Consider the following 21,720-nt stretch of genomic DNA (forward strand, 5'->3'; position numbering starts at 1 on the left):
GGCATAGCCGATCCGGCCTGCATAGGATCTATTATGACGCGACCTGCGACGTCGGCGTCACAGTCACGACGCCCGATCGCGTCGAGGAGCTGAGCTGTCCCGACGGTTATACGCTGGTCGGTCGGACCTGCACGAAGAGGGTGACTCAGCCCGCGGACGTCACCTATACGTGCCCCGACGGCGGTGTGCTGCAGGGAACGACCTGCGTCGTGACCCAGCCCGCTTCGGTCTCCAGCCACAGTTGCCCCGCCGGATTCACGCTGCAGGGCACGAATTGCACGCGCACGACAACCGAGCCCGCGGTAATTACCGGCTACAGCTGTCCGGCAGACTATATGCTTGACGGGACAAGCTGCGTGCGGACGCTCGAGCAGTCGGCGACGCCGAACTATAATTGCCCCGCCGGTTACCTCCTCGAAGGCACAATCTGTCGGTCGAAATCGACCTATGCCGCGACGGCGAGCTATAGCTGTCCCGCCGGGTATAATCTTTCGGGCACGACCTGTTCGCGCACGCTGTCTCAGCCGGCTGACGTCTATTATACTTGCCCTGCGGGTTACGATCTGAACGGCACGACCTGTACCCAGACGGGCACTTATACGGCAGTCCCGAATTATAGCTGTCCATCAGGCTATACTCTCGTCGGAACGACTTGCACGGCAACCGGAAGCTATGGGGCGACACCCAATTATAGCTGTCCGAACGGCGGTACGCTGCAGGGGACCGAATGCGTTTCCTCGGGGAGCTATGCTGCAACGGCGAGCTATAGCTGCCCGAACGGGGGTACGCCGAACGGCACCAACTGCATGACGACGACTCAGACGCCGGGGACGCCGGTCTATCAGTGCAGTGGCTGGGCGTTGCCGATGGATCTCTATACCTTCGAAAATGCGCCCTACTGCGGCTTCGCCAAGACGGGCAAGACCTGCCCGACCACCTGGACCGGCTTCTATAAGGAAGGAAAAGCGCAGGGTTACAGCGGGACGAAGTGCTTCTTCCATCCGAAGGTCAATTATACCTGCCCTGGCGCTTATGTCGTCGAGGGATCGATGTGCACGATGGTCACCGCGACGCCGGGGACCGTCAGCTATAGCTGTCCGAACGGAGGAACGCTTCATGGCACGCAGTGCCAGACGAGCTCGAGCAGCCCAGCGACGGTCACTTACAGCTGTCCGAGCGGCGGCACGCTCGCCGGAAACATCTGTAACACGAGCAGCTCGCTGCCGGCGACGGTCACGCATACTTGCCCGAGTGGCGGCACGCTCAACGGTACGACGTGCACGATCGTCACGTCGACGTCTGCCACCCCGGTCTATTATTGCCCGTCTGGCTATAATCTTTCGGGAACGACGTGCTCGCGGACCGATGAGACGAGCGCGACGGTCACCTATAGCTGCCCCAATGGCGGCTCGCTGTCCGGTTCGGTTTGCACGATTGATCTCGCGCAGCCTGCTGAGGTGACGTACAGCTGCCCGACCGGATGGGAAGTCCAGGGGGACAAGTGCAGGTCGGTCCTCTCGCAACCGGCGACGCCGATCTATACCTGCCCCTCTGGGCACAGCCTCAGCGGCAACATGTGCAGCAAGACGGAAACGCAGCCGGCGACCCCAAATTATAGCTGCCCGACCGATTTCACCCTTTCGGGCACGACCTGCACCAAGACCTATCCGGCGCAGCCCAACTATAGCTGCCCGGCGAATTACACGCTGTCGGGCACGACCTGTTTGATGACGCTCTCACTGCCGGCGACGGTCACCATGGTCTGCCCGCCCGGCGCCACCGAACAGAATGGCACCTGCTACGGCGAGAGCGCGGGGCAGAGCGAGTGCGCCGAGCTCGAGTCAAATCCCAAATGCAGTCACGTGCGGGACAAGTGCCTTGATGAGGAGCCGAACGGCCCCTGCAAGGTCACCGAGCGCACGTTCAAATGCCCGATTCCGAATTCTCCGCCGACGGACGTGAAGGAATATGTCTGCGGTGGGTCGATGTATTGCATCAACGGGAGCTGCAGCGAGATCGAGGACGAGGCCTCAAACGAATTCAAGGATGCGCTCGTTGCGATGGGCGCGATCGATCAGGTCGGGAAGGAATTCGATCCCGACACAATGGGTTTGTTCAAAGGCACGCGCGAGACGTGTCACAAGCCCGTGTTCGGGTTGGTCAATTGCTGCGCAGGTAAGGTGTCGGGCCTGTTCTCCGGTGGCGTCGCCGCGGCGGCCGCCTGGGCGGGGCTCAGTGGCGGACCTGCAGCGCTCGCAGGCGTTGCCACCCAGTTTCTCACCACGTTCCTGTGCTCGAATGAAGAAAAGCAGCTCGACGTAAAGGATCGCCTCGGTCTGTGCGTCTCGATCGGCAGCTATTGTTCGTCGAGCTTCCTCGGCGTCTGCCAGACGAAGCGGAAGGCATATTGCTGCTTTGAATCGAAGCTGACGCGGATCCTGCAGGAGCAGGGGCGGCCGCAAATCAACAAGCCGTGGGGCAAACCCAAGGAAGAGCAGTGTGCTGGTTTCACCGTCGACGAATTCTCGCGCCTCGACCTCAGCAAGATGGATTTTTCTGACATCTACGCGGACTTCCTCGAGGCCGTGAAGCTTCCCGAAGAAGCGCAGATGGCGAGCGACATTCAGGCGAAGATCGACGCCTATTACAAACAGCATGGACCGGGAGGGATTTGACGAGATGATTCCATCTGGACGGCTTTCGGTCAAGGTCAGAGCGGTGGATCACGATAGGCGAGGAGCGCGAGGCTCAGACAACCCTGGTCGGCCGCGAAGTTCTCGCAATGCACAAACCGCCGCTCGCCAGGGCGGCGCTGCGGTCGCAGCGAAGCAGCCTTTCAAAACGGAGAAGAATGATGAAGACGGCGATCCGTAACGCGATTGCTCTTGCCGGCGCACTGCTCGTCGTTTCCGGCGTACCTATTCGAGCACAATCTTCGGTCGAAGATCGCTCTCCCGATGCGACTGACCCCTCTCCCAACCAAGATTTCTACTGCGGCGCCCGCAAACTCGGAACCTGGTTTTATTGCGACAAACCGAAACCGCGGCCCAACACAAAGTCAGCGCCGGCGCCGTCGTCGACAGCCGCCAGCGAACGGCTGGCTGCGATCGCCAAGGAGCTCGACGAGCTGAAGGCGCGGGCAATCCTCGAGCCGTCGGAAGAGAATGTAACAGCCTATATTCGTTTCCAGCGCGAGCAGCTCGATCGGGCCTCGATGTTCTCCGATGTCTGGCAGCGGTCGATGTGGCAGAACCCCGAGCTCGACTATACACTTCAGCGTCCCGTTTCGACGCTCGCCAAGCGTGCCTGGATCGACAATCGCAGGGCCGAACAGGAGCAGGCGCTCCGGAATCTCTCGAAACGCTACGGGATCTTCTATTTCTACGCGCAGAGCTGCGGCGCGTGCGAGATCTTTGCACCCATTCTGAAATCGCTTTCGATGAACAGCGGCTTCAATGTCGTTGCCGTCTCGATGGACGGCGGACCGAACCGCGAATTCCCGAATTACGTGGTCGACGTCGGGCAGCACGCCAAGATGGGCCTCACCACGAAGGCCACGCCGGCGCTGGTGCTCTATGACACCGTGACTCGTCGCCCGATACCGATCGGGACCGGTATCTTGTCGGCTGACGAAATCACCGAACGCATTTTCACGCTCACGAGTACCAAAGTGGGGAGCGACTTCTAATGGCCGACATCAAATTCATCGCGCGGATCCGCGTGGCCGTTTCCCGCATCGGGATCGGCGTCATTGCGCTCTCCGTCGCCGCGGCGCCGGCACAGGCGGGTGTGGGCGACGAAATGAGCAATTTCTTCAACGATATGGGCGCGTCGGCAAACGCTACCGGCGCGACAGCCTATCAGGGCCAGTCCGCGGGCTATTATTCGCTCGGCTCGGTATGGGCCCGGTTCCCGCAAAAAAGCGTCTATCCCGCCAACATCCAGCTTCCGAAAGTCCGTGCAGGCTGCGGCGGCATCGACATATTCTCGGGCTCCTTTTCCTTCATCAACATGTCGGAATTCGTCGCCAACCTGAAGGCGATCGCGAACAACGCCATCGGCTTTGCCTTCAAGCTCGCGATCGACAGCATCAGTCCGCAAATCGGCGGCGTGATCGATCAGATGCAGGACATCGCCAATAAGGTGAACCAGTTCAACATGCAGAGCTGCGAGGCGGCGGCAGCGGCCGTCGGCTCCGTTTGGCCGAAGGTCGACGCGGCAGAGGATCGAATCTGCCAGTCAATCGGCACGTCTGCAGGGCGCTTCTCCGACTGGGCGAAGTCGCGTCGCGGATGCGGCAATGGCGGAGAGCGATCGTCGACCATCAATTCGAATACCGATCCGGCACTTGCGGCAATGACCCCGGGACCGAAAAACTATGCCTGGGACATGATCAAGCAATCGCCGCTTGAAAGCTCCGATCGGCAGATGCGCGAGCTGGTCATGACGCTTACGGGCACGATCGTCGTGGGCAAGCGGCCGTCCGACAATGATCCCCTCCCGATCATCTACCGGGGCGAGGGCGATCCTGCGATTCTCGATGCGCTGCTTGACGGCGACAAGGCGATCGACGTCCTCGGCTGCGACGAAACCGACAAGTGCCTCAATCCGGGCAAGCGGACGATCCCGGCTCTTGGGGCTACGGCATTGCGGCCTCGTGTTGCAATGTTGATCCAGTCGATGAGCGACAAGGTGCGGAGCAATGCCGCACTCACGACCGAAGAGAAGAACCTTCTCGGTGTTGCCAGCATCCCGCTCTACAAGGTCGTCGCCGTGCAGGCGGCCTCGGGCTTCAACCTGTCGCCGGGCGAGCTCAACTCGCTGGCGGAAGTCACTGCGATCGACCTGCTCAACTCGATCGTCCAGCGGATGCTCGATCAGGTGGCCTCGGGCCAGTCGAACAACAGCAATCAAGCCGATTCCGAAAATTTGCGCCAGTTCAACGAACAGCTTGCGCGCGTACGCCAACGGCTGTTCGAGCGTGAAAGCACGGTGAACCAGCGCGTGACGCGGACCTTCGAGATCGTCGATCGCGCGATGATGATCGAAAGCACGCTGCAGACCCGAATGGCGCCAGGGATGGCGGCATCTCTCAATTTCTCCCGCGCTTTGTCGGCGCAAGGTTTGCGGCCCTGATTTCGGGCTGAAGGAGCGCGTGCGATGATCGAGGTCTTCACGGTCGGCGGCGGGGAGTATCTCGTCAACGTCTTCAATGCGGTGGCTTCGTGGGCGGGCTCCGGTGGCTACCGGGGCCTGATCCGCGTTGTTATGGTGATGGCGTTCACCTGGGCGCTCCTCGTCACGGCGTGGAATATGGATCCGCGCGCGCTCCTCAAATGGTTCATGCAGGCGACCCTGATGTATATGGTCGTCATGGTGCCGACGATCTCGGTGAAGGTGACCGATCGCACCAACCCGGGCGTGACAGCAGCGGTCGTCGACAATGTTCCGATCGGCCTCGGCCTGGTTGCCGGCTTCACGAGCCAGATCGGCGATTATCTAACGCGCGCGGCCGAGACGGTTTTCGCGATGCCGCAAGTGCTCAATTATTCGACCGGGGGCATGATCTATGGCGCGAAACTGCTCGATGCGACGCAGAGCCTGAGGATCGATGATCCGGTCTATGCGACCAACCTGAACGAGCATTTCAAGCAGTGCGTCTTTTATGACATCCTGCTCGGCCGCAAAACCTATGACGACATCCTGAAGTCATCGGATCTGCTGTCGGCGATGGGCCCCGGATCGGTCGCGCTGTCGCAACAGTATATCTACCCCGACGGCACATCGGGCATCGTCACATGCGAGACGGCCTATAACTTCATCCGCAATGGCTGGAGCAACTATTATAACGTCGCGGCTCCCAAAATTGCGGCGCAGTTCTTCCCCGGCATCCCCGTGGCGCAGGCGTCGACCCGCCTGAACAATGACATCAACAATATGAATGCTGCGGGGATGGGCTCGAGCAGCGGCCAACTCGTGCGGCAGGCGATGTTCATCAATGCGCTGACGGAGGCGCGCGACAGCTTTGCCAGCGGATCCGCACAGGGTTCGATCGACGCGTTCGCGCAGACCCGCGCGGACATTCAGACCCGTAACACCTATTCCACGATCGCCTCGGGCGCGATGAAATGGGTTCCCTTGCTGAACGTCGTTCTGACGGTCGTTTTCTATTCGCTCTTTCCGATCCTGTTCCTGCTGATGCTGCTGCCGACCAACGGAATGACCGTTGCCAAGGGCTATATCACGGGATTCTTCTATCTCGCTGCGTGGGGACCGTTGTTCGTCATACTGAACATGATCTTCATGTCGCGCTGGCAAGTTTCCTTGGCGTCGTGGGGCGCAAGCGGCGGGATGACCGCCGCGAACTTCTCCGGTATCTCTGCCGTCAATCAGGACGTCGGCGCGCTCGCCGGCTATATGATTATGTCGGTTCCGTTTATCGCGGCAGGCATGGCCAAGGGCGCCATGGCGATAGCGTCGCATTCGGCCAGCTTTCTGTCCCCAAGCCAGAATGCCGCGGAGCAGGCGGCCGCCGAAGCCACAACGGGCAACTACGCATATGGCAACGCCTCGCTGATGAATCGGCAGATCAACACGCTAAACCGCGACCAATATTCTACGGCACCGAGTTTCAACACCGGCGCCGGGACGATCCTGCAGCGTTCCAGCGACGGGGCATTCACGCGCTATAATGAAGACGGCACGTTCGCCTATGACACGAGCCAGGGTATTTCGAACCTTGGGTTCGGTATCTCGGCCAGCAAAGATTTCGGGTCTCAGCTACAAAAGGGTCTCAGCCAAGGATCCAGCGTGGTCGAGCAGAAGCGCGTCGCGGCGAATGATAGCTGGGCAGCGGCCCGCACGGAATCGGCGAGATTGTTTGACACCGCGCAAACGTCGGCCAACGCCACCACCGAGGAGGGTCGCTCGCTGCAGTCGTCGATCGCGCAAGTTCAAGATCTGTCATCGAGCTGGTCGAATACGCTGCAAACCCAGTTCGGCATGACGAAAAGCGAGGCAGACCGATTGGCGCGTGATACGGTTCTGACTGGCAAGGTCGGTGGTGACGGAAGCTTGGGAGCGGGCGGCCAGTTTGGCCCGGTTTCAGCAAAAGGTGGCCTCAGCGCAGGGACTGAAGGCAGGTCAAGCGATACCAGGAATACGGAACAGGGCCTCTCGACCCAAAATATGAATACCGATGCGCTGCAATGGCTCGAGAAGGAATCGTCCTCCGAGACCGCGCGCCAAGCGCGCGAGAGCTTTTATCGTGCAACGTCTTCATCGACCGATAGTCAGGTTAGAGGTCTTGGCCAGGAGGTATCGCAGGATCTTCGTCATTCGCAAAGTCTCAGCGAGGAAGCATCGCGAGCGGAAGATCAATATCAGCGCTGGTCGAACGAATTCTCGCAATTCGAGCGGGATGGCTACGCGCTCAACAAGAACCTCAGCCAAGACTTCGTGCGTTATGCTCAAACCGCTATGATGGATCCCCAGAACCGCCATCTCGATCAGAGCTATCATCCCGGTCTCATCAATATGACGCCGACCCAAGCTATTACGCAGGATGCCTTGGTGAAGCAGTTCATGGATGATCGGGTCGAGCAAATGCACCGTGATCTCGGTGTAGTTTCCTATGCGCCGGCGGCGACGATCGCCGGGCCGGCGTTCTCAACTGCCGACGAAGTTCGAGCGATCGGCGCTGCCGGTATGCAGGAAATCGCTGCTCGTGGGCCATCGGTCGATGTTACCGGTTCCGCGCGCGACGTTGGCCTTGAAGACAACGTGAGCGGCCGACTGGACGGCAGTGTCGCTCGCCTCGATGAGTATGGCCATGGAATGAGGGCAACACTGCTCGGCGATCGGCGACAGGCCGATAACCTCGGCGCAACCGCAGAAGCTCGCAACGATTCGTGGGTGCTACGGACGATGCCGGGCGTTGCCGGCGCGCTGCGCGCGATCGGTCTGGACGGTGCAGGCGAAGCGCCCCTTGGCGGACAGAGGGTCAATCTCGGAGGAGTCGCGTCGGCCGCTGGTCTTGGTATTAAGCCTGGGGTGAACCTCAGCTCGATGGACTCAAGCATGGCACCTGCGTTGACCGCGGCGGCGGCCTCGGCCCACGCACTCGGGCTGCCTCAGCGGGTGGTAACATCGGCTCGTGATAGCCAACATACGCGCGGAAGCTTGCATCCGGCTGGAAAAGGCGCCGATCTTCGGGGAAACGATATCAGCGTCGCCCAAGGCAAGCACTGGGCTCGAGATGTCCGTGGACGGCTAGGGCCCGACTACGACGTCCAGTTCGAGACAGACAAAGAGAATCCAGCCAACAATCATTTGCACATGGAATATGATCCGAAGCCTCGCGGTGGGCGCGGCCGCAAACGCTAGATCCAGCCCACAGTTTCGAGCTGGGGCTGGTTCTAATGAGCGCCGAAGAATAAAACCAACGCGAAATAGGCCAAAATTAGGCCCGAGAGGGCGTAGACGGCCGCTCTGCCGTAACGGCCCAATTCGGCAGATTGACCTTGGTCGACGACATCGCGACGCAGATTATCCAAGCGACGCTGATCTTCGTCCCAGCGCAAATCGCGCTGCACACGATCGTAGTGGCTCCAGTCGTACTGATCCATGTCACAACCCTTCACGAGCGAACATACAGGAAACACCCCGAAATGGCAAGGTTCGGTCATGCGCACGACAGCTTCTGGAGTGTATTCTTGTTTTGATAACCGCTGCAGGCTATATGAATGCAACGATCCAGCGAGGATCTCGTTAAGAGTCAGATGATGGCAAACGCTGTAACTCAAGTGCTTACGACAGTGAACGCCCCCTATGGGGCGGCTGTTTCTGCACATCAGCTCGCCGCAATGATCGTCGATTCCCAGAGCGCAATTGATTTCAACGCGCCGGTTTTTGCGTTCTTCTCGGAAGTGCCGCTGCAGGTCCAGAAGCAATTCATGACGGCTATGGGGGTCAACGCAGGCCTAGCAAGTCAAGTCGCAGAGCAGGTTTCCGAGCTTTCGGGTTACGCATTGCCCTTGGCGGCCTGAGGCCGTGCCCGGGAAGCGGCCGAGCGAATGGCCGGTCCTTTTCGATCTAGCGATCGATATTCTTGCCCATTTCGAGAAGGCGAATGGGTTTCTGCCAAACTGGAGTTTTGGCGGCGGGACGGCGCTCATGCTGCAGATCGATCATCGCGAGAGCCATGACATCGACCTGTTTCTGGATGATCCCCAATACCTCCCGTATCTCAACCCAGAAACGCAAGGCATAAAGCTCGATAGGGCTCCGGACAGTTATCAGGCCGGCACGGACGTGTTGAAGCTCGCGTATGAAGATCTGGGAGAAATCGATTTCATTTGCTGCGATAATATCCTTCCCGACCCCACCACGACGAGCGATGTCCGTGGGCATGCTGTTGCTATTGAAACGCCCGCCGAAATTATCGCGAAGAAGGTGTTTTATCGCGGTTGGAGCTTTCAGCCACGCGACATGTTCGACCTCGCGGCAGTCGCCGACCATTTTGGATCTGAGTACGTCGTAACGGCGTTGAGGCAATGCGAGCGTGCGAAGTGCCAAACAGCGCTAGAGATAATCGATAAGACGAACCCAGCCTATGTTGAAGGTATTATCGGCCAACTCATGCTTCGCAAAACGACATTCGGCCTCGTTGCGAGCGCGCGAGAAATCAGCCGCAATCTCATCGCGCTCGCATTGGCTGCCTGATCACATCGGCGAGAACTTCCTACTCGGCAAAGCTGCGCGGCCTCAGCCAGCCAGCGGTGGCGATCGATCATTTGTCAAGGAAGGCGTGGACACCCTCTTCGGCGAGAGTTCTTTGGAAGGCCACATCAGCTTCCCGGTCGGAAGCGAAAACGTCGTTCCAAACGACCGACGTTCCGCGCGCATTGACGACCTCCAGTGACCAACCGGGTTCCGTCGCTATCCGAACAATGTTGATGATCAGTGGTACGCCGTCTTGGGTAATGTGCCGACTAAGGGACGACTCTATCAGTTCGGGGTGCGGTCTGGATTGCATGGGTGCAGGCTACTGGAATGGGACCCTTCTTACAACAACCTCGATCCCCAATACCAGGGAAGAAGCTCTGGGAGCCGACTGACGCCATCCACCGGACGGAGCGAAAGCGTCTCGTTGGGGCGAATTCATGTCCCGGATCTGGACATCGCTCAGCGTGCCCGGCTGCATGCGGCATGACCGATCAGATTGCCCAAATTCGCATCACGCTCGAAGACACGAGGCCAGCCATCTGGCGCCGTGTCGAACTTCCCGTCACCAGCAGTCTCAAGGCCCTGCACCTCGCGATCCAGGCGTGTATGCTCTTCGAGAACTACCATTTACCATTTGTTCCGCTTCGACATCGGCGATGCCGCTTATGGCAATCGATTCGATACGATGATTTCATGATCCGCACGCGCGACGCCGCCAATATGCGGATTACCAGGCTGTAGAGCACGGTATTGCCAGCTTCACCTACCCTATGATTTTGGGGATAACTGGCGTCATCGGGTCGAAATCGAAGATATCCTGCCTGCGGAGGCCGGGACGGAATATCCGCGGTTCATTGATGGCGAACAGGGGGCTCCGCCAGAGGACGTCGGCGGCACTCCGGGATTTGAAGAGTTTCTCAAGGTCATGACCAAGCCGCGCCATCCTGATCGCGCCTCAATGGTCCGATGGCATGGCGCCGAATTCGATCCCGATGACATCGGCCTTGGTGAGATCGAGGCGTGCATCGCGAAACTCGCCAAGCGTCGGGCACAGGGGAAAGCTGCTCAAGCCGACGCCGCATCCCGCGTCGGCTGATCGGTCGCGGTTTCCTTACCACGCTTCATACTTTCATCAGCGGCGTCCGGATGATATTATGCCCCGTGGCCTATGAGCTTGACGACATCAAAGCGCAGAGCGACTGCCCTGTATGCGGGCATCTTTTCCATGTCTCGTATAGAACGCTGCGGCTGCAACGAACAATCGAATGTCAGGGCTGCGGCGAGACAATCCGCCCAATTGACGAAACGCCGATTGGAAAGATTCAGGCTCTGATCGACGAGGTAAGCAAAGCCGCATAACCCCACGCAATGAGAGGGCACATCACCAATTGGACTTGTGTCCAGCCTTCGTATTCTTCTGCCACTTCTCGAAAACTGCCTGCAAATCGGGCGGAATCGCTGCCTTGAATGCCTCATCGAGCGGATAATGCGGCATCGCTTCGGCGACGGCGTCGAGCAGCGCCAGACCCTGCTTGCGGTCCTTCGGGCGCTTGAGAGGGTTTCGCTTTGCCTGCTCCGACATCCAGAGTTTGTGAAGCGCGAACCATCGAGGATCCGGCGCTACGATCCGGGCAGGGGACCCATCGCGGCAGCCGACGACCTGATCGACCGGTCGACCAAGCAGCAGCCACTCCTGCTCTGCCAATGGTATCGGCCGCGGTTGATCGCGATCGCTCAATGTTCCGGCACGAGACGGGGCTACGAGCAACTCGACCTCATACGCCCGGGCATTCCGGGCCTGGAAATCACGCTCGCTATTGATCGTGAATGTCGGGTCGACGGCCTTCAGCATCTGCCAGACGGTTTGTTCGGAATCTTCTTGCTCTGCGGCGACCCAGGCGAGATCGAAGTCTTCGGTTTCGTCGGGCAGGAGAATGAAGCCATTGGCCTCGATCATATAGGCCGCGATCGCGTTGGTGCCTACAACGAGGAGGTGCGAGCCAAGAAGATTGCGACGATCGCATTCTCGAAGAATGGGACCGGCATCACTGGAAAGCAGGGGAAGACGCAGGGCCCGGTACAGAGCGGCGCTTTCGGCAAGACTGGTGCTCAGGAGTGCGCCGCGCTCTTTCAGCTCGGCCTTTTGCTCGCGATAGGCTTGGAACTCGGCTTCCCGCGCGGCGTCCATGCGACCGAGCGACTTGCCGTTTCCGCTGCGATCATGGATCAGATAGAGATATTCATATTCGCCCACGGTCTTGCGGCGCAAATCATAAGGCAGCGCGGCCCGGGCGCGTTCGGTTACGACCCAGGCTTCATATCGTTGCCGGAGGTTGACGAGAAGCCGGGATTGCTCATCGCTGAAGGCACGAAGGGTGTCCATGAGGATTTATCCCACAATTTTAGAAATTCGTCAAATGTGGGATAAATCTATGTTCGATAACAAAGATTATGTTAAATATCAGCATGTTCTGGCGTGGGCCTGCCGGTCTTGTCGGCGATGCTTGGCCCATGTCGCCGCTTTCTAGCGCCAGGCGAACACCCTGGTCCGCGAGCGAGACCCGCCGGAGGTCAAGCCCCAGCCGAGGCTGTTGCAGCCGCATCGGCCATCTTGGCAAGCCCCGCAGGATCGCGACCCACCGCAGCGAGAGCATAGCCGTGAGCTCCTACATCGTCAGCTCGGCGGCAACATGATGATGAGCGCGGTCGTCGTAGGCTGGCGGCACCTGCGCCATCGCAGCAGCAATCTGAGCCCGGACGCCGCCAACTTGCACCTGTGTCGGGATCGCCGGCTTTTCCATGGCGCTTTCGGACAAACAGCGGAAAACCATCGACCACGCATTCCAACTTTCACGTCGCTCGGTGGGATCGAACTAGTCTGTAACCGGCGCGACAGCGCAATCATCAGGTTCTTGATGCATTTGTTGAAGTCGAACGTCAAATATATCAGCAGACTGTCGTCATCGTCTGAGAGAATTCGGACATGTTAGGGACAAAGCGGCGTGCCGTTCCACAGATAGAGTTGGAGTCACGCGCGCTTTAAAGCCGCCCCCGGCATTTTCTCGTGTTCGTCTCCGTTGGCTCGCAGGGTGGCGACGGGATGGGCCGCGAACGGAATGGTAGGATTCGGCGAGGGGCGCCGCCATAGCTGCCATGAATAGCTCGCCAGGCATTTGCCGTCGACTACAACGGGGCCGCAAGCGGAGCAGCAGGTGTTGGGCGTCATCCTCCCGCATTACATCGCCCGTGGATCACGAGAGAGCGCATTCCGAATGAAGCTCGGTGCCGACCACCGACTTTGCGATTTGGACCAGGTGCGGATGGTGCGTGAAGAACAGCACCTGTGTGGTCCGAGCGACCTCAGCGAGGACACGGAAGCCTGCCTCAGCGCGCCGGTCGTCGAAGTTCACGAAGAGGTCGTCGGCGAGGAACGGCAGGCCGACCCCAGCCGCGACAGACTGCTCGAGCGCGGCTAGCCGCAGCGCGAGGAAAAGCTGGTCGGTGGTGCCCTCGCTCATCGCGTCAACCTCGACCATGGTCCGCGTGTCGTCGCGCATACCCAGAAGTCGCGGGCTGGGAGCGTCGGTGTCTACCTTGAGCGTAGCGTAACGCCCCGTGGTGAGCGTCGAGAAAAGCTCGCCCGCCCGCAGGAGCAATGGATCCTGATGCCGTTCGCGATACTTCTCGATCGCCCACTTAAGCGTCACGGCCTGAGTCCGCTTCAGAATGTAGTCCTCCGCTAGCACCTCCAGCTCGGAACGGGCCTGCTCGGCGTCGGCGGCTGCGTCTACTGCGGAGGTCCCATCCGTATCGAGGGCGGCGAACGTCGCCCGTGCATCGCCATGCGCGGTAGCAGCCTCGTCGACCGCGGCGTTAAGCTCTTCGAGCCGGGAGCCGAGTGACTCCAGTTGCGCAGCAACCTGGTCGGGATCGGCCGCGCCAACGGCCGCCAGCAGCTCGTCGAGTCTGAGGCCGTCGCCTGCCTCCAAGATCGCGCGCTCGGTCGCGGCGATCTCATCGGCCAACCCGCGCTTGGCCCGTGACCGCTCGATCGCCGCGCCGAGCGCGACCCTGTCCGCCGAACCTGTCTCGGCGAGCAGCGGCGCTAGGGCCTCCTCGGTCGCTTGGAGCTTGGCCTGCGCCTCCTGAAGCTCGCCGTGGCGGCGCTTGTCCTCGTCGTGCAAGGATCCGTTCACCGTCGCGGCGCTCCGCGCGGCCGCGAGCCGGTCGCGCAGTGAGCGCAGGCGTTCCTGGACCTCGCCCGCCGGGACGCCGATCGCATCGGCAAGCTGCCTCACCGCCGCCGCATGCTCGCGCGTGTCCCGGCCGATGCCCTCGATGCGCCGCCGCATCGACGCCTCAGACGCCGTCGCCTCGCGCAACTCGTCGAGCAGGTCGAGGACCGCGGAACAAGCCGACACGTCGATGTCCAGACCGGCCTCGGTCAACGCTGCGCGCCACGCATCGCCGTTCGCATCCAGCGCGTCCTCGGCCACCCTCTGCCTGCGATCGAGGGCCGCCGTCTCGACGTCGAGCTGGTCGAGTTCGGCTTGTGCCAGAAGCCGCTTGCGGGCGACGTCCTCGAATTCCGCGCGGCGCCTCTCCGCCCTGGCGAGCACCGGCGCGATCGGACCGCCTCCGTCCGCGACGCCGAGCGCAGCACTCATCGCCGCCCGAGCGGCGTCGCGCTTGGCCTCGGACAGCTCGACGTCCGCTATCAGGTTGCGCACCTCGGCCTGTGCCGCCTCAGCGACGTCGCGGTCCGCCTGCCAGGAGTGGAATCTGCCGGGCTCGAGTGCCGGTAGGCCCACATCGGCGAGCCGTCGCTTCCAGCCGGCGACCGTCTCCTCGTGACAATCCCTCGCTGACTGCGCGCGAGTTTCCGCCTGCCTACGAGTGAGGTCGTGCGACGCCCGCGTCTGTTCGAGAAGCGAGAGCTTGCCCGAGGCATCTGCGCTGGCGAACCGCGCATCGGCGCGGTCGTCCGCCGCCGCTACGCCCGACTCGTATCCCGCAATGGCTTCAGCGGGTGCCTGCAAGGCCGCGCCATTCAGCAGATGCTCGCGCAGCGGTCGCCAGAGACGGTCACGCTCGGTCCGTACCTCAGCCATTTCCTCGGGCGACACCGCGGTGCCGGTCGCCAATTGAGAGATCTCCAACGCGGCGGCCGCCGACTGGTCCGAGGCTCGCTGCGCTGCCTCCTCCTCCCGGCGGACCTCAGCCACCAGCGCCGCCAGTGCGTCGCGCGCGTCGTGAACCTCGCTGTCGTCAACCCTTGGGAGGCAGGCCAACGCGTCCCCGTCGCCCGTCCAGGGTGCGAGTCGCGCGAGGGCGGCGTCGGCTCGGCGCGTTGCACCGTCCAGCTTGACCCGCAACGCATCGCAGCGTGCGTCGGCATCGGCTCCGAGCGCGCGCGCGTGATCGACGGCGGAGGTCAGCGCATCGACGGCGTCGCTGACGATTGTCGCGGCGAGCGCCGCCGCAGCACGGCCACGCCGCTCCTCGACGCGCTGTCGGTCGTCCTCGACCTGACGCATGGCCAAGCGCTGCTCGCTGTGCACGCGGGCGAGTTCGCGCAGCAGGGCCGCCAGTTCGCGTTGAAGCGTCGCGCCGGCGTTCCGGCCGGCCTCGGCGCGAAGCCGACGGACCGTCGCCGCGGCATCGGCATGCTCAGCCTCAAGGCCAACGAGGTCGCGCTTCGCCTTCACCTCGGCACCCGCATCGGCGACCAGGCGATCGATCTCATCGGCGACGCCCAGCACCTGTGGGTCGGTCAACACCGCAGCGCGGCGGTTGGCGATGTCGGCCCGAAGGCCCTCAGCGGCCGCTATCGCCCGCACTGCCTCCTCGGCCTCGCGCACTAGTTCCTCCGCAGCCGTTTCGCGCTGCCGGCCCAGGTCGACGACACCGTCATATCCAGCGAGCGCTATGGTCTGCTCCTCGCGCCGCCGAACGAGCGGCGCGAGGCGTCGAACGCGCTCGGCGGCCCGGGATTCCGCCTGCACCGCGTCACGATCGAGGCGCGCGGCCTCGAGCGCCTCGCGGGTCCGCTCGGTGGCGGCCCGCGCGTCCGACCACGCCTTCGGCTTCAATGCGTCGTCACGAACCAACCGCGTGGATTCTGCGAGCTGACGCTGGGCCACCGTGAACGTGCGGCTCCCGCGGTTGGTCGGGCCCCATATAGCGTCGGCCTCCGTCTCCAGGCGCCGCAATTCGTCGGATACGCCGGTCAGCCCGGAGCCGGCGGCGAAGAGCGTCCGCCCGACGTCGTTCTTCGCCTCCACCATCGCCTTTCCGCCGGAGCGGAGTGTCTCCTGATCGAGACTGAAGGATAGGCCGAATGTATCCCGGGTTTGGCCACGCAGCATCGCAGCGAGTGGAGCCTCGTCGATCGGGACGTCGTCGGCACCGAGCAGTGTGCCGCTGGTACCTTTCTTTCGGCGGCAGGCAAGCGTCGTGCCGCCATCCTCCAGCACCGCGCCGACGCGCAGCAGAGAATAGTCGAAGAGGAAGTTGTACGGCGAGCGGACGGGGAACCCGAACAGCAGGTCGGAGACGGCCGCCAGCGACGTCGTCTTGCCCGCCTCGTTCTCGCCGTAGATGACGTGGAGATCCGGAATGCCCGGGCGGAAGTTCAGTTCGCAGTCCTCAAAGCGCCCATAGCGCTCGAGCGATAGGCGGGAGAGGCGCATGGTTAGCCCTCCGCCGTGAGGCGCGACCGCAACGCGGTCGACGCGGTACGGAGGACGCCCGACCAGTCGCCGCGGGCGGCGGCTAGTCGAAGTTCGCCCTCATCGGGATCGCCGAGGGACGTGCTGGCCGCCAGCATGAAGCGCTCGAGGTCGCGGCTCAGCGCATCGATGAGGTCCGGGTCGCTCGCCGCCTCGTCGATCATGGCGCCCAGGTCGTCGCCGACGACGAGGCCCGTGCGCGCCGGCTCGGTAACTTCGACCCGGACCTTCTCGACGAACAGGGCCGGGGATATCGAAGATGCGATCGCGCGGACATCGTCGCGCAGCGTCGCGGCACTATCATGGAGCGCGCCCGCCTCGACCGTCTCGCCGCACAGCGTCACGCGCGCGATTAACGGCCGACCCGAGGCGTTCGCGCCGTGAAGCCCCACGAGTGCAGAGCGCAGCAGATCCCCGACCTCATCCATTCGCGCTTCGGCGCAGTTCACGTCGAGACGCACCCATCGGATAACGTCGAGCTCGATCCGCTCGACGGAGGCAACCTCGCCGTCGTCAACAGCAACCAGGACCGCGCCCTTGGCTCCGGTCTCTCTGATGGTTCGCCCCTGCACGTTGCCCGGAAAAATCACGTGGGGCTCGGTGCTGACCACCTCGAACTCGTGGACGTGGCCGAGCGCCCAATAATCATAGCCCCGAGATTTCAACTCCTCGAAGCTACATGGCGCATAGTCGGCATGTCCCGGCCGACCGGCCAGCGCTGTATGGAGCATACCGATGTTGAACGCGTGCGGCTCGGCCGGCGGGTAGGCCAGTACAAGGTTTTCGGTGACCGCCGGCGTCGAAAAGCTCTGGCCATGGACGGCGACGGAAAGTTCGGGAAGGCGATGAGTCTCAGGGCGCCGCGATCCGAACAGCCGGACGTTCGGCGGCCAGGGGACCGTGCGCGAGATGACGGAGGCCGCGTCATGATTGCCGGCCAGCAGGAACGCTGGAATACCGGCTTGGTCCAGGCGGCCCATCGCTTTCGCGAAGTAGAGACCGGTCCCCATGTCGCGCCAGTCGCCATCGAACAGGTCCCCGGCGATGACCACGAAGTCAACGTCCTCGTCGATCGCGCACTGCACCAGGTTGTCAAACGCCGCGCGCGTCGCTGAGCGGATCTCGTCGACCGGCAGGCCCTCGTATCTCGACAAACCGTGCAAGGGGCTGTCGAGATGGATGTCAGCGGCGTGCAGAAACTTAAAGCTCGTCAAGCTCATTCCCCTTTGACGAATAGGCGCCTCACTTTCGGAACCCCGCCACTAATAGGATGAATGTGAGGGCAATTCACCACTACTTACAAGGCCGCGAACGGATCGGGCCCCATTGGACGGTCGGTGGTCGTATGAAGTCAGTCAGACCGCGCTCGGGTCAGCCGGCAAGGCGATCACGTTCTCGTCACCAAAAAGCTCACTGACCTTCGCTAGCGCTGCCGCGCTGAGCACCTGCGTGAACAGGAGAGCCAGCCTCCTCTTCGGACGCGAACATGCCACGTAAAACAGGTTGCGGTTGCTCTCAAAGAAGGCGACCCTGTCTTCGGGAGGCCCGGGATCCATCCATTCCAGCATCTGAGCGAAGTTATACTTGTTCCAGCCGCGGCCCACGATGACGAGGACGTTCTCGAACTCGGCACCCTTGACGCCATGCTTCGTCGCGAACGGCGTGTGGCCGTCGATGAAGGCGTCCACGGCGATGAGCTCCGCATAGGGCACCTCGCGGAGCTTCCGCAACTGGGTCACCCGGCGCGGCTCGTCTTCAACCGGATCCGCTCCCACGGCGGCAAGCCGATCCTCGCGGTCGACGACCGCCTCGGGAACGCGCATGTGCGACTGCGCCCTCATGAAGTCGATTACCTGCCCAATCGTCCCCCTCTGCCTAAGCTCGATGAGTTCCTGGAAGGACTGGGACCAAGCCGCCTTGTCCTGATGACGGCGGATGCTGGGCCGACCGGCGTCGAGACATCCGAACATCTCGCCGTAGCGCTGCGCTCGGAAGGCGGCGCACGCGGGCTCCACCTGATCCGCGAGGAACTTGATGTGCGGATCCTCCTTCTTCAGCCACGCGTCGTTGAACTGACCGTAGATTTGCTGGATCGTTGGATAGCCCTGCTCCCGTGCGAGGACGCTGTGGCTGAGCATCAGGATCTTCGTCCGCTCGACTGAGAAATCCCAGCCTTCGCCGATGAGCCTGGCCTTGAGATGGTCGAAGTAGGCGCGGGCCGCCTCGGCGCTCGTATCTCCGGTCCAGTGCCCGCCTCCCTGGCCTGTGCGGCGCTGCCCCGGCCAAGCGTTGGTATGGAAGAGCCGCGCCTCGCCGGGCACGTCGGCGTCGCTGGGAATCTGCGGAAGCGCAGGCCTCATGCGGTTGAGCATCGAGACAATAGGCCCGGCCGACCGGAAGTTGGCGTTCTTGTCTATTACCTCAAGCGCGGCGTGGTCAACCGCCCCGCATCCCTCGCCGTAGATCTTCTGCCAGTGATCGCCGAAGAGGCCCACGACAGGGCCGGTGCCTGTGTCGAGGAAGTACTGCTTCAAGGCGTCCACGAAGCCGGCGTCAGTGTCCTGATACTCATCGACCAGCAGAATTGGATAGCGCGCGGTCATCACGGCCCGAAACTTGGTCCGTGCGAGGAGCGCGGTCATGAGCGTGAGCACGTCCTCGTGCCGCAACGACACTTCCGTTTCGGTCACACGGGGATAGCCGAGTTCATATTGGATGGTACGGACACCGATATCGGCGACATCCGCCTCGGCGAGCCGATCGGTCCAGCCCCCGAGCGTCGGCACCAGCGCACGGATCTCTGGCTGGAAGTCCTGCAGCAGGGACCAGCAGAAGCCGTGGATCGTTTCTGGTCGTACCGCAGGATGCGCCTGGATGCGGGACGTGATCTCGTCCTTCGCGACGTTCGTGAAAGTGATGCAGCCGATCTGCTGCCGGTTACGCAGGAGCTCGGTCCCGCGCAGGACGAGAAGCCTGCGGAGTGCCTTCTCCAGCGAGTAGGTCTTGCCCGCACCGGCGCCGGCCTCGAGACGGAAGCTGCGACCATCGTCGAAGCAAGTGAAGACGCGCTCCAACGCAACGCGGCCGGCGGCGTCGGCTGGGCTCTCCCCATCAGCCATGGGCGGGCTGTCCGCCGTCGGCAACTTCTACCCCGATCACCTCGGCGACCAGTTCCTCTGCCACCGCCTCGGGCGGTAGAACCGGAGCGGGATTTCCTTCGGCGAGCCACCGCAGACCTTCGGCGATGTATCTGGGCGTCCTCCAAGCCGTGCTCTCGATCGCGTGCTCTAGGGCGAAGCTAGACTTCTTCTGTTCGGCCGCATGCTCATAGGCGAGATCCGCCCGATCCCCCTCGCCAAGTTCAAACAGCTCCGGGTTGGCGAGGATGAACGCGTCCTCGAAACTGCGGGCGGAGGGTCCGCCATCCTCCTCAGGGATTTGATAGGCAAGGCGCCTGCCGGCGCTGATCTTCTCATCCGCCGTCTTCGCCAGAAGCTGCGCCGGGGACACGTCGGGCGAGAACCACTCCTTGATGCACGCGTTGCTGGTGAAAGTCCCCTGCGCCACGGGGACCGCCACGCGCTTGTTACTGGCATTGGGAGCCACGGAGTCGATGTCGGTGATTATAAGCGTGCGCAACTCGAGGAAGTTGAGAAGGTCGTAGAACCGGTGCGCGTACGCACCGCCGACCTCCATTACGGTCAGGTATTGGCTGCTGAGCTGCGGCTGCCCGGCCGCCGCCTCGTCAGTCTTGCGGATCATGGAGGGAAGCAGGAGCCGCTCCGACGTGCCCTCAATCAGGATCGCCTTGTCGGCGAAGAACAGGTCACAGCGTGAGAGCGTGAGATACTGGTGAAGGAATTCGCGCACCGCAAGCTCGGCGCCCGCCATGCCCTGACGCAGATCCTTCACGACCGAACGGCGCATGCGCTCGCCGTCGGGAATGGAGAGGAAGTAGCGGAGGCTCTCGAACCGCGCCTCGTTCGCCATGTGCGGGGAATGTGTCGTCACAACGAACTGCACCGGCCAAGGCCGATCAGCGTTCAGCTGCGCCACGAACGCGGCCGCGACACGCTCGAGCTGCCGGATGAAGACCTCCTGCATCTGCGGATGAAGGTGCGCCTCAGGCTCCTCTATGAAGATGAGGTGGACACCGGCCGATGTCGGTGTCGCCTGATACTCCCGGAAGAAGCGCAGTAGCTGAAGGAGCATATAGACGAGGTTCCTCGTCCCCAGCCCGTTGTAGGTCTCAGGCAACGTCATGCCGTTGACGCCCCGATACCTAACCCTCGTGTGGTCCTTGAGGAGCTTGTTCACGTCGAAGCTCGTCTCGGTCACGAGCCCAGGATCTGAAAGACCGGGGTATCCAAACAAATCGAACGTGGGCAGCAGCGAGGTCAGCCCAGAATTGAAGCTGTTGTGGACGTCGCCCTGAATGGCCTCCACCACGTCCTTAAGTTGCTCCGCGGTCGTCCGCCTCTCGGGGTTGATGTCGTCCGTCAAAGCCGACTGAAACAGCACCTCGACAACTTTGCCGAGGACGTCGCGTTCGCGGATGGTGTCATCGTCGAGACCACGCTGCGCGTTGATGAAGCCGCCTCCGATCAGCGTCGTGAGCAACTTGGTCTCGAGCAACTTGCGGTTGGTGGCATCGTTGGGATCGACGGCCTCAAGCGTCCCCGCATAGGCGGACGGGAGCCGTTGGCTTAGGTTCCGAAAGAAGCGGGAGCGGTCGTCTGCGGCGTCTTCGAGCGGTATCAGGTGGTCGGCAAAGAAAGCTTCGGGCGCTGTCGCCTTCGGGCCGAAACGAAACTCCAGGCGGGCCTCGTGACAGTCGTCGTTTAGGTCGATGATGCAGTTGCCCAGCGGTCCGAGATCCGGCGCATCCGTGTCGTATCCGATGTCGAGAACCAACCGAATCGATGGCAGCTGCCCTAGGACATCGGCGGCCTGCGGGTCGGCGCGGTAGGTCTGCAGCGCCTGCCAGAAGCTCTCGTGGCACCCGAGAGAGAAGTCCTCGAGCCGGAACGCCAGACTGCCGCCGGATAGGAGCCGCCGGAACAGCTCCGCAATCGAAGTCTTCCCGCTGTTGTTCCGCCCGACGATGAGCGTTGTACGTTGCTCGAACCCAACTTCGACATCCCGCAAAAGACGGAAGTTCTCAATTCTGGCCCGCACTATCCGCATTCTCATCCCCCCTAGCGCAGAGCTTTAGCCGACGAATGGCCGCATGTCGCCGGACGAAAGCGCCGAATTGAATGTA

Annotated in this window: 14 protein-coding genes and 1 pseudogene; 8 read left to right on the top strand and 7 right to left on the bottom strand. The window is 62.1% G+C overall.

Going from position 1 to position 21,720, the window contains the following annotated elements; translation table 11 throughout:
• Positions 1 to 140: 140 nt before the first annotated feature.
• From traN to OVY29_RS20765, 4 genes are all read left to right on the top strand, one after another.
• Positions 141 to 2,675 (top strand): conjugal transfer protein TraN, encoded by a 2,535-nt coding sequence (gene traN, locus OVY29_RS20750; protein ID WP_313912108.1) that lies wholly within the window; start codon positions 141 to 143, stop codon positions 2,673 to 2,675.
• Between the two features lie 179 nt (positions 2,676 to 2,854).
• A complete protein-coding gene (locus OVY29_RS20755; RefSeq protein WP_313912109.1) occupies positions 2,855 to 3,688 on the top strand; it encodes a conjugal transfer protein TraF in 834 nt (277 codons plus the stop codon).
• On the top strand, positions 3,688 to 5,136 hold the full coding sequence (locus tag OVY29_RS20760; protein WP_313912110.1) for a conjugal transfer protein TraH: 1,449 nt from the start codon (positions 3,688 to 3,690) through the stop codon (positions 5,134 to 5,136). The genes OVY29_RS20755 and OVY29_RS20760 overlap by 1 nt, the downstream gene beginning before the upstream one ends.
• 24 nt (positions 5,137 to 5,160) lie before the next feature.
• Positions 5,161 to 8,385, top strand: a complete 3,225-nt coding sequence (locus OVY29_RS20765) for a conjugal transfer protein TraG N-terminal domain-containing protein (RefSeq protein WP_313912111.1) — start codon at positions 5,161 to 5,163, stop codon at positions 8,383 to 8,385.
• A 32-nt stretch (positions 8,386 to 8,417) separates the two neighbouring features.
• On the opposite strand, the gene OVY29_RS20770 is transcribed toward OVY29_RS20765, so the two are convergent.
• A complete protein-coding gene (locus tag OVY29_RS20770; protein WP_313912112.1) occupies positions 8,418 to 8,627 on the bottom strand; it encodes a hypothetical protein in 210 nt (69 codons plus the stop codon).
• Positions 8,628 to 8,744: 117 nt separating this feature from the next.
• On the opposite strand from OVY29_RS20770, the gene OVY29_RS20775 reads away from it, so the two are divergent.
• From OVY29_RS20775 to OVY29_RS24745, 4 genes and pseudogenes are all read left to right on the top strand, one after another.
• Positions 8,745 to 9,047, top strand: a complete 303-nt coding sequence (locus tag OVY29_RS20775) for a hypothetical protein (protein WP_313912113.1) — start codon at positions 8,745 to 8,747, stop codon at positions 9,045 to 9,047.
• Between the two features lie 4 nt (positions 9,048 to 9,051).
• Positions 9,052 to 9,723: a nucleotidyl transferase AbiEii/AbiGii toxin family protein gene (locus OVY29_RS20780; RefSeq protein ID WP_313912114.1), complete on the top strand. Its 672-nt coding sequence runs from the start codon at positions 9,052 to 9,054 to the stop codon at positions 9,721 to 9,723.
• A gap of 486 nt (positions 9,724 to 10,209) precedes the next feature.
• On the top strand, positions 10,210 to 10,467 hold the full coding sequence (locus OVY29_RS20785; RefSeq protein WP_313912115.1) for an IS1096 element passenger TnpR family protein: 258 nt from the start codon (positions 10,210 to 10,212) through the stop codon (positions 10,465 to 10,467).
• Between the two features lie 73 nt (positions 10,468 to 10,540).
• Positions 10,541 to 10,666 (top strand): annotated as a pseudogene (locus OVY29_RS24745) (IS1096 element passenger TnpR family protein); the annotation flags it as partial.
• A 441-nt stretch (positions 10,667 to 11,107) separates the two neighbouring features.
• Here the strand turns inward: OVY29_RS24745 and OVY29_RS20790 are convergent.
• The 6 genes from OVY29_RS20790 to OVY29_RS20815 form a co-directional block, all read right to left on the bottom strand.
• Positions 11,108 to 12,109: a GSU2403 family nucleotidyltransferase fold protein gene (locus OVY29_RS20790; protein WP_313912116.1), complete on the bottom strand. Its 1,002-nt coding sequence runs from the start codon at positions 12,107 to 12,109 to the stop codon at positions 11,108 to 11,110.
• 283 nt (positions 12,110 to 12,392) lie between these two features.
• Positions 12,393 to 12,557, bottom strand: coding sequence for a hypothetical protein (locus OVY29_RS20795; protein WP_176473670.1), 165 nt, complete (start codon positions 12,555 to 12,557; stop codon positions 12,393 to 12,395).
• Between the two features lie 420 nt (positions 12,558 to 12,977).
• Positions 12,978 to 16,418: an ATP-binding protein gene (locus OVY29_RS20800; RefSeq protein ID WP_095389290.1), complete on the bottom strand. Its 3,441-nt coding sequence runs from the start codon at positions 16,416 to 16,418 to the stop codon at positions 12,978 to 12,980.
• A gap of 2 nt (positions 16,419 to 16,420) precedes the next feature.
• Positions 16,421 to 17,671 carry an exonuclease SbcCD subunit D gene (locus OVY29_RS20805; protein ID WP_176473680.1) on the bottom strand — a complete coding sequence of 417 codons (1,251 nt, stop codon included), beginning with the start codon at positions 17,669 to 17,671 and terminating at the stop codon, positions 16,421 to 16,423.
• Positions 17,672 to 17,812: 141 nt separating this feature from the next.
• A complete protein-coding gene (locus tag OVY29_RS20810) occupies positions 17,813 to 19,576 on the bottom strand; it encodes a UvrD-helicase domain-containing protein (protein WP_095389429.1) in 1,764 nt (587 codons plus the stop codon).
• Positions 19,569 to 21,650 carry an ATP-dependent endonuclease gene (locus OVY29_RS20815; RefSeq protein WP_313912117.1) on the bottom strand — a complete coding sequence of 694 codons (2,082 nt, stop codon included), beginning with the start codon at positions 21,648 to 21,650 and terminating at the stop codon, positions 19,569 to 19,571. The genes OVY29_RS20810 and OVY29_RS20815 overlap by 8 nt, the downstream gene beginning before the upstream one ends.
• Positions 21,651 to 21,720 lie beyond the last annotated feature (70 nt).

It is taken from the genome of Sphingopyxis sp. SE2 (assembly GCF_032227185.1).
Taxonomy (GTDB): Bacteria; Pseudomonadota; Alphaproteobacteria; order Sphingomonadales; family Sphingomonadaceae; genus Sphingopyxis.

Bases quoted from the DNA above. Each gene is read 5' to 3' on its own strand.
- OVY29_RS20755 (WP_313912109.1), top strand. From the start codon at position 2,855: ATGAAGACGGCGATCCGTAACGCGATTGCTCTTGCCGGCGCACTGCTC.
- OVY29_RS20760 (WP_313912110.1), top strand. From the start codon at position 3,688: ATGGCCGACATCAAATTCATCGCGCGGATCCGCGTGGCCGTTTCCCGC.
- OVY29_RS20765 (WP_313912111.1), top strand. From the start codon at position 5,161: ATGATCGAGGTCTTCACGGTCGGCGGCGGGGAGTATCTCGTCAACGTC.
- OVY29_RS20770 (WP_313912112.1), bottom strand. From the start codon at position 8,627: ATGGATCAGTACGACTGGAGCCACTACGATCGTGTGCAGCGCGATTTG.
- OVY29_RS20775 (WP_313912113.1), top strand. From the start codon at position 8,745: ATGCAACGATCCAGCGAGGATCTCGTTAAGAGTCAGATGATGGCAAAC.
- OVY29_RS20785 (WP_313912115.1), top strand. From the start codon at position 10,210: ATGACCGATCAGATTGCCCAAATTCGCATCACGCTCGAAGACACGAGG.
- OVY29_RS20790 (WP_313912116.1), bottom strand. From the start codon at position 12,109: ATGGACACCCTTCGTGCCTTCAGCGATGAGCAATCCCGGCTTCTCGTC.
- OVY29_RS20795 (WP_176473670.1), bottom strand. From the start codon at position 12,557: ATGGTTTTCCGCTGTTTGTCCGAAAGCGCCATGGAAAAGCCGGCGATC.
- OVY29_RS20800 (WP_095389290.1), bottom strand. From the start codon at position 16,418: ATGCGCCTCTCCCGCCTATCGCTCGAGCGCTATGGGCGCTTTGAGGAC.
- OVY29_RS20810 (WP_095389429.1), bottom strand. From the start codon at position 19,576: ATGGCTGATGGGGAGAGCCCAGCCGACGCCGCCGGCCGCGTTGCGTTG.
- OVY29_RS20815 (WP_313912117.1), bottom strand. From the start codon at position 21,650: ATGAGAATGCGGATAGTGCGGGCCAGAATTGAGAACTTCCGTCTTTTG.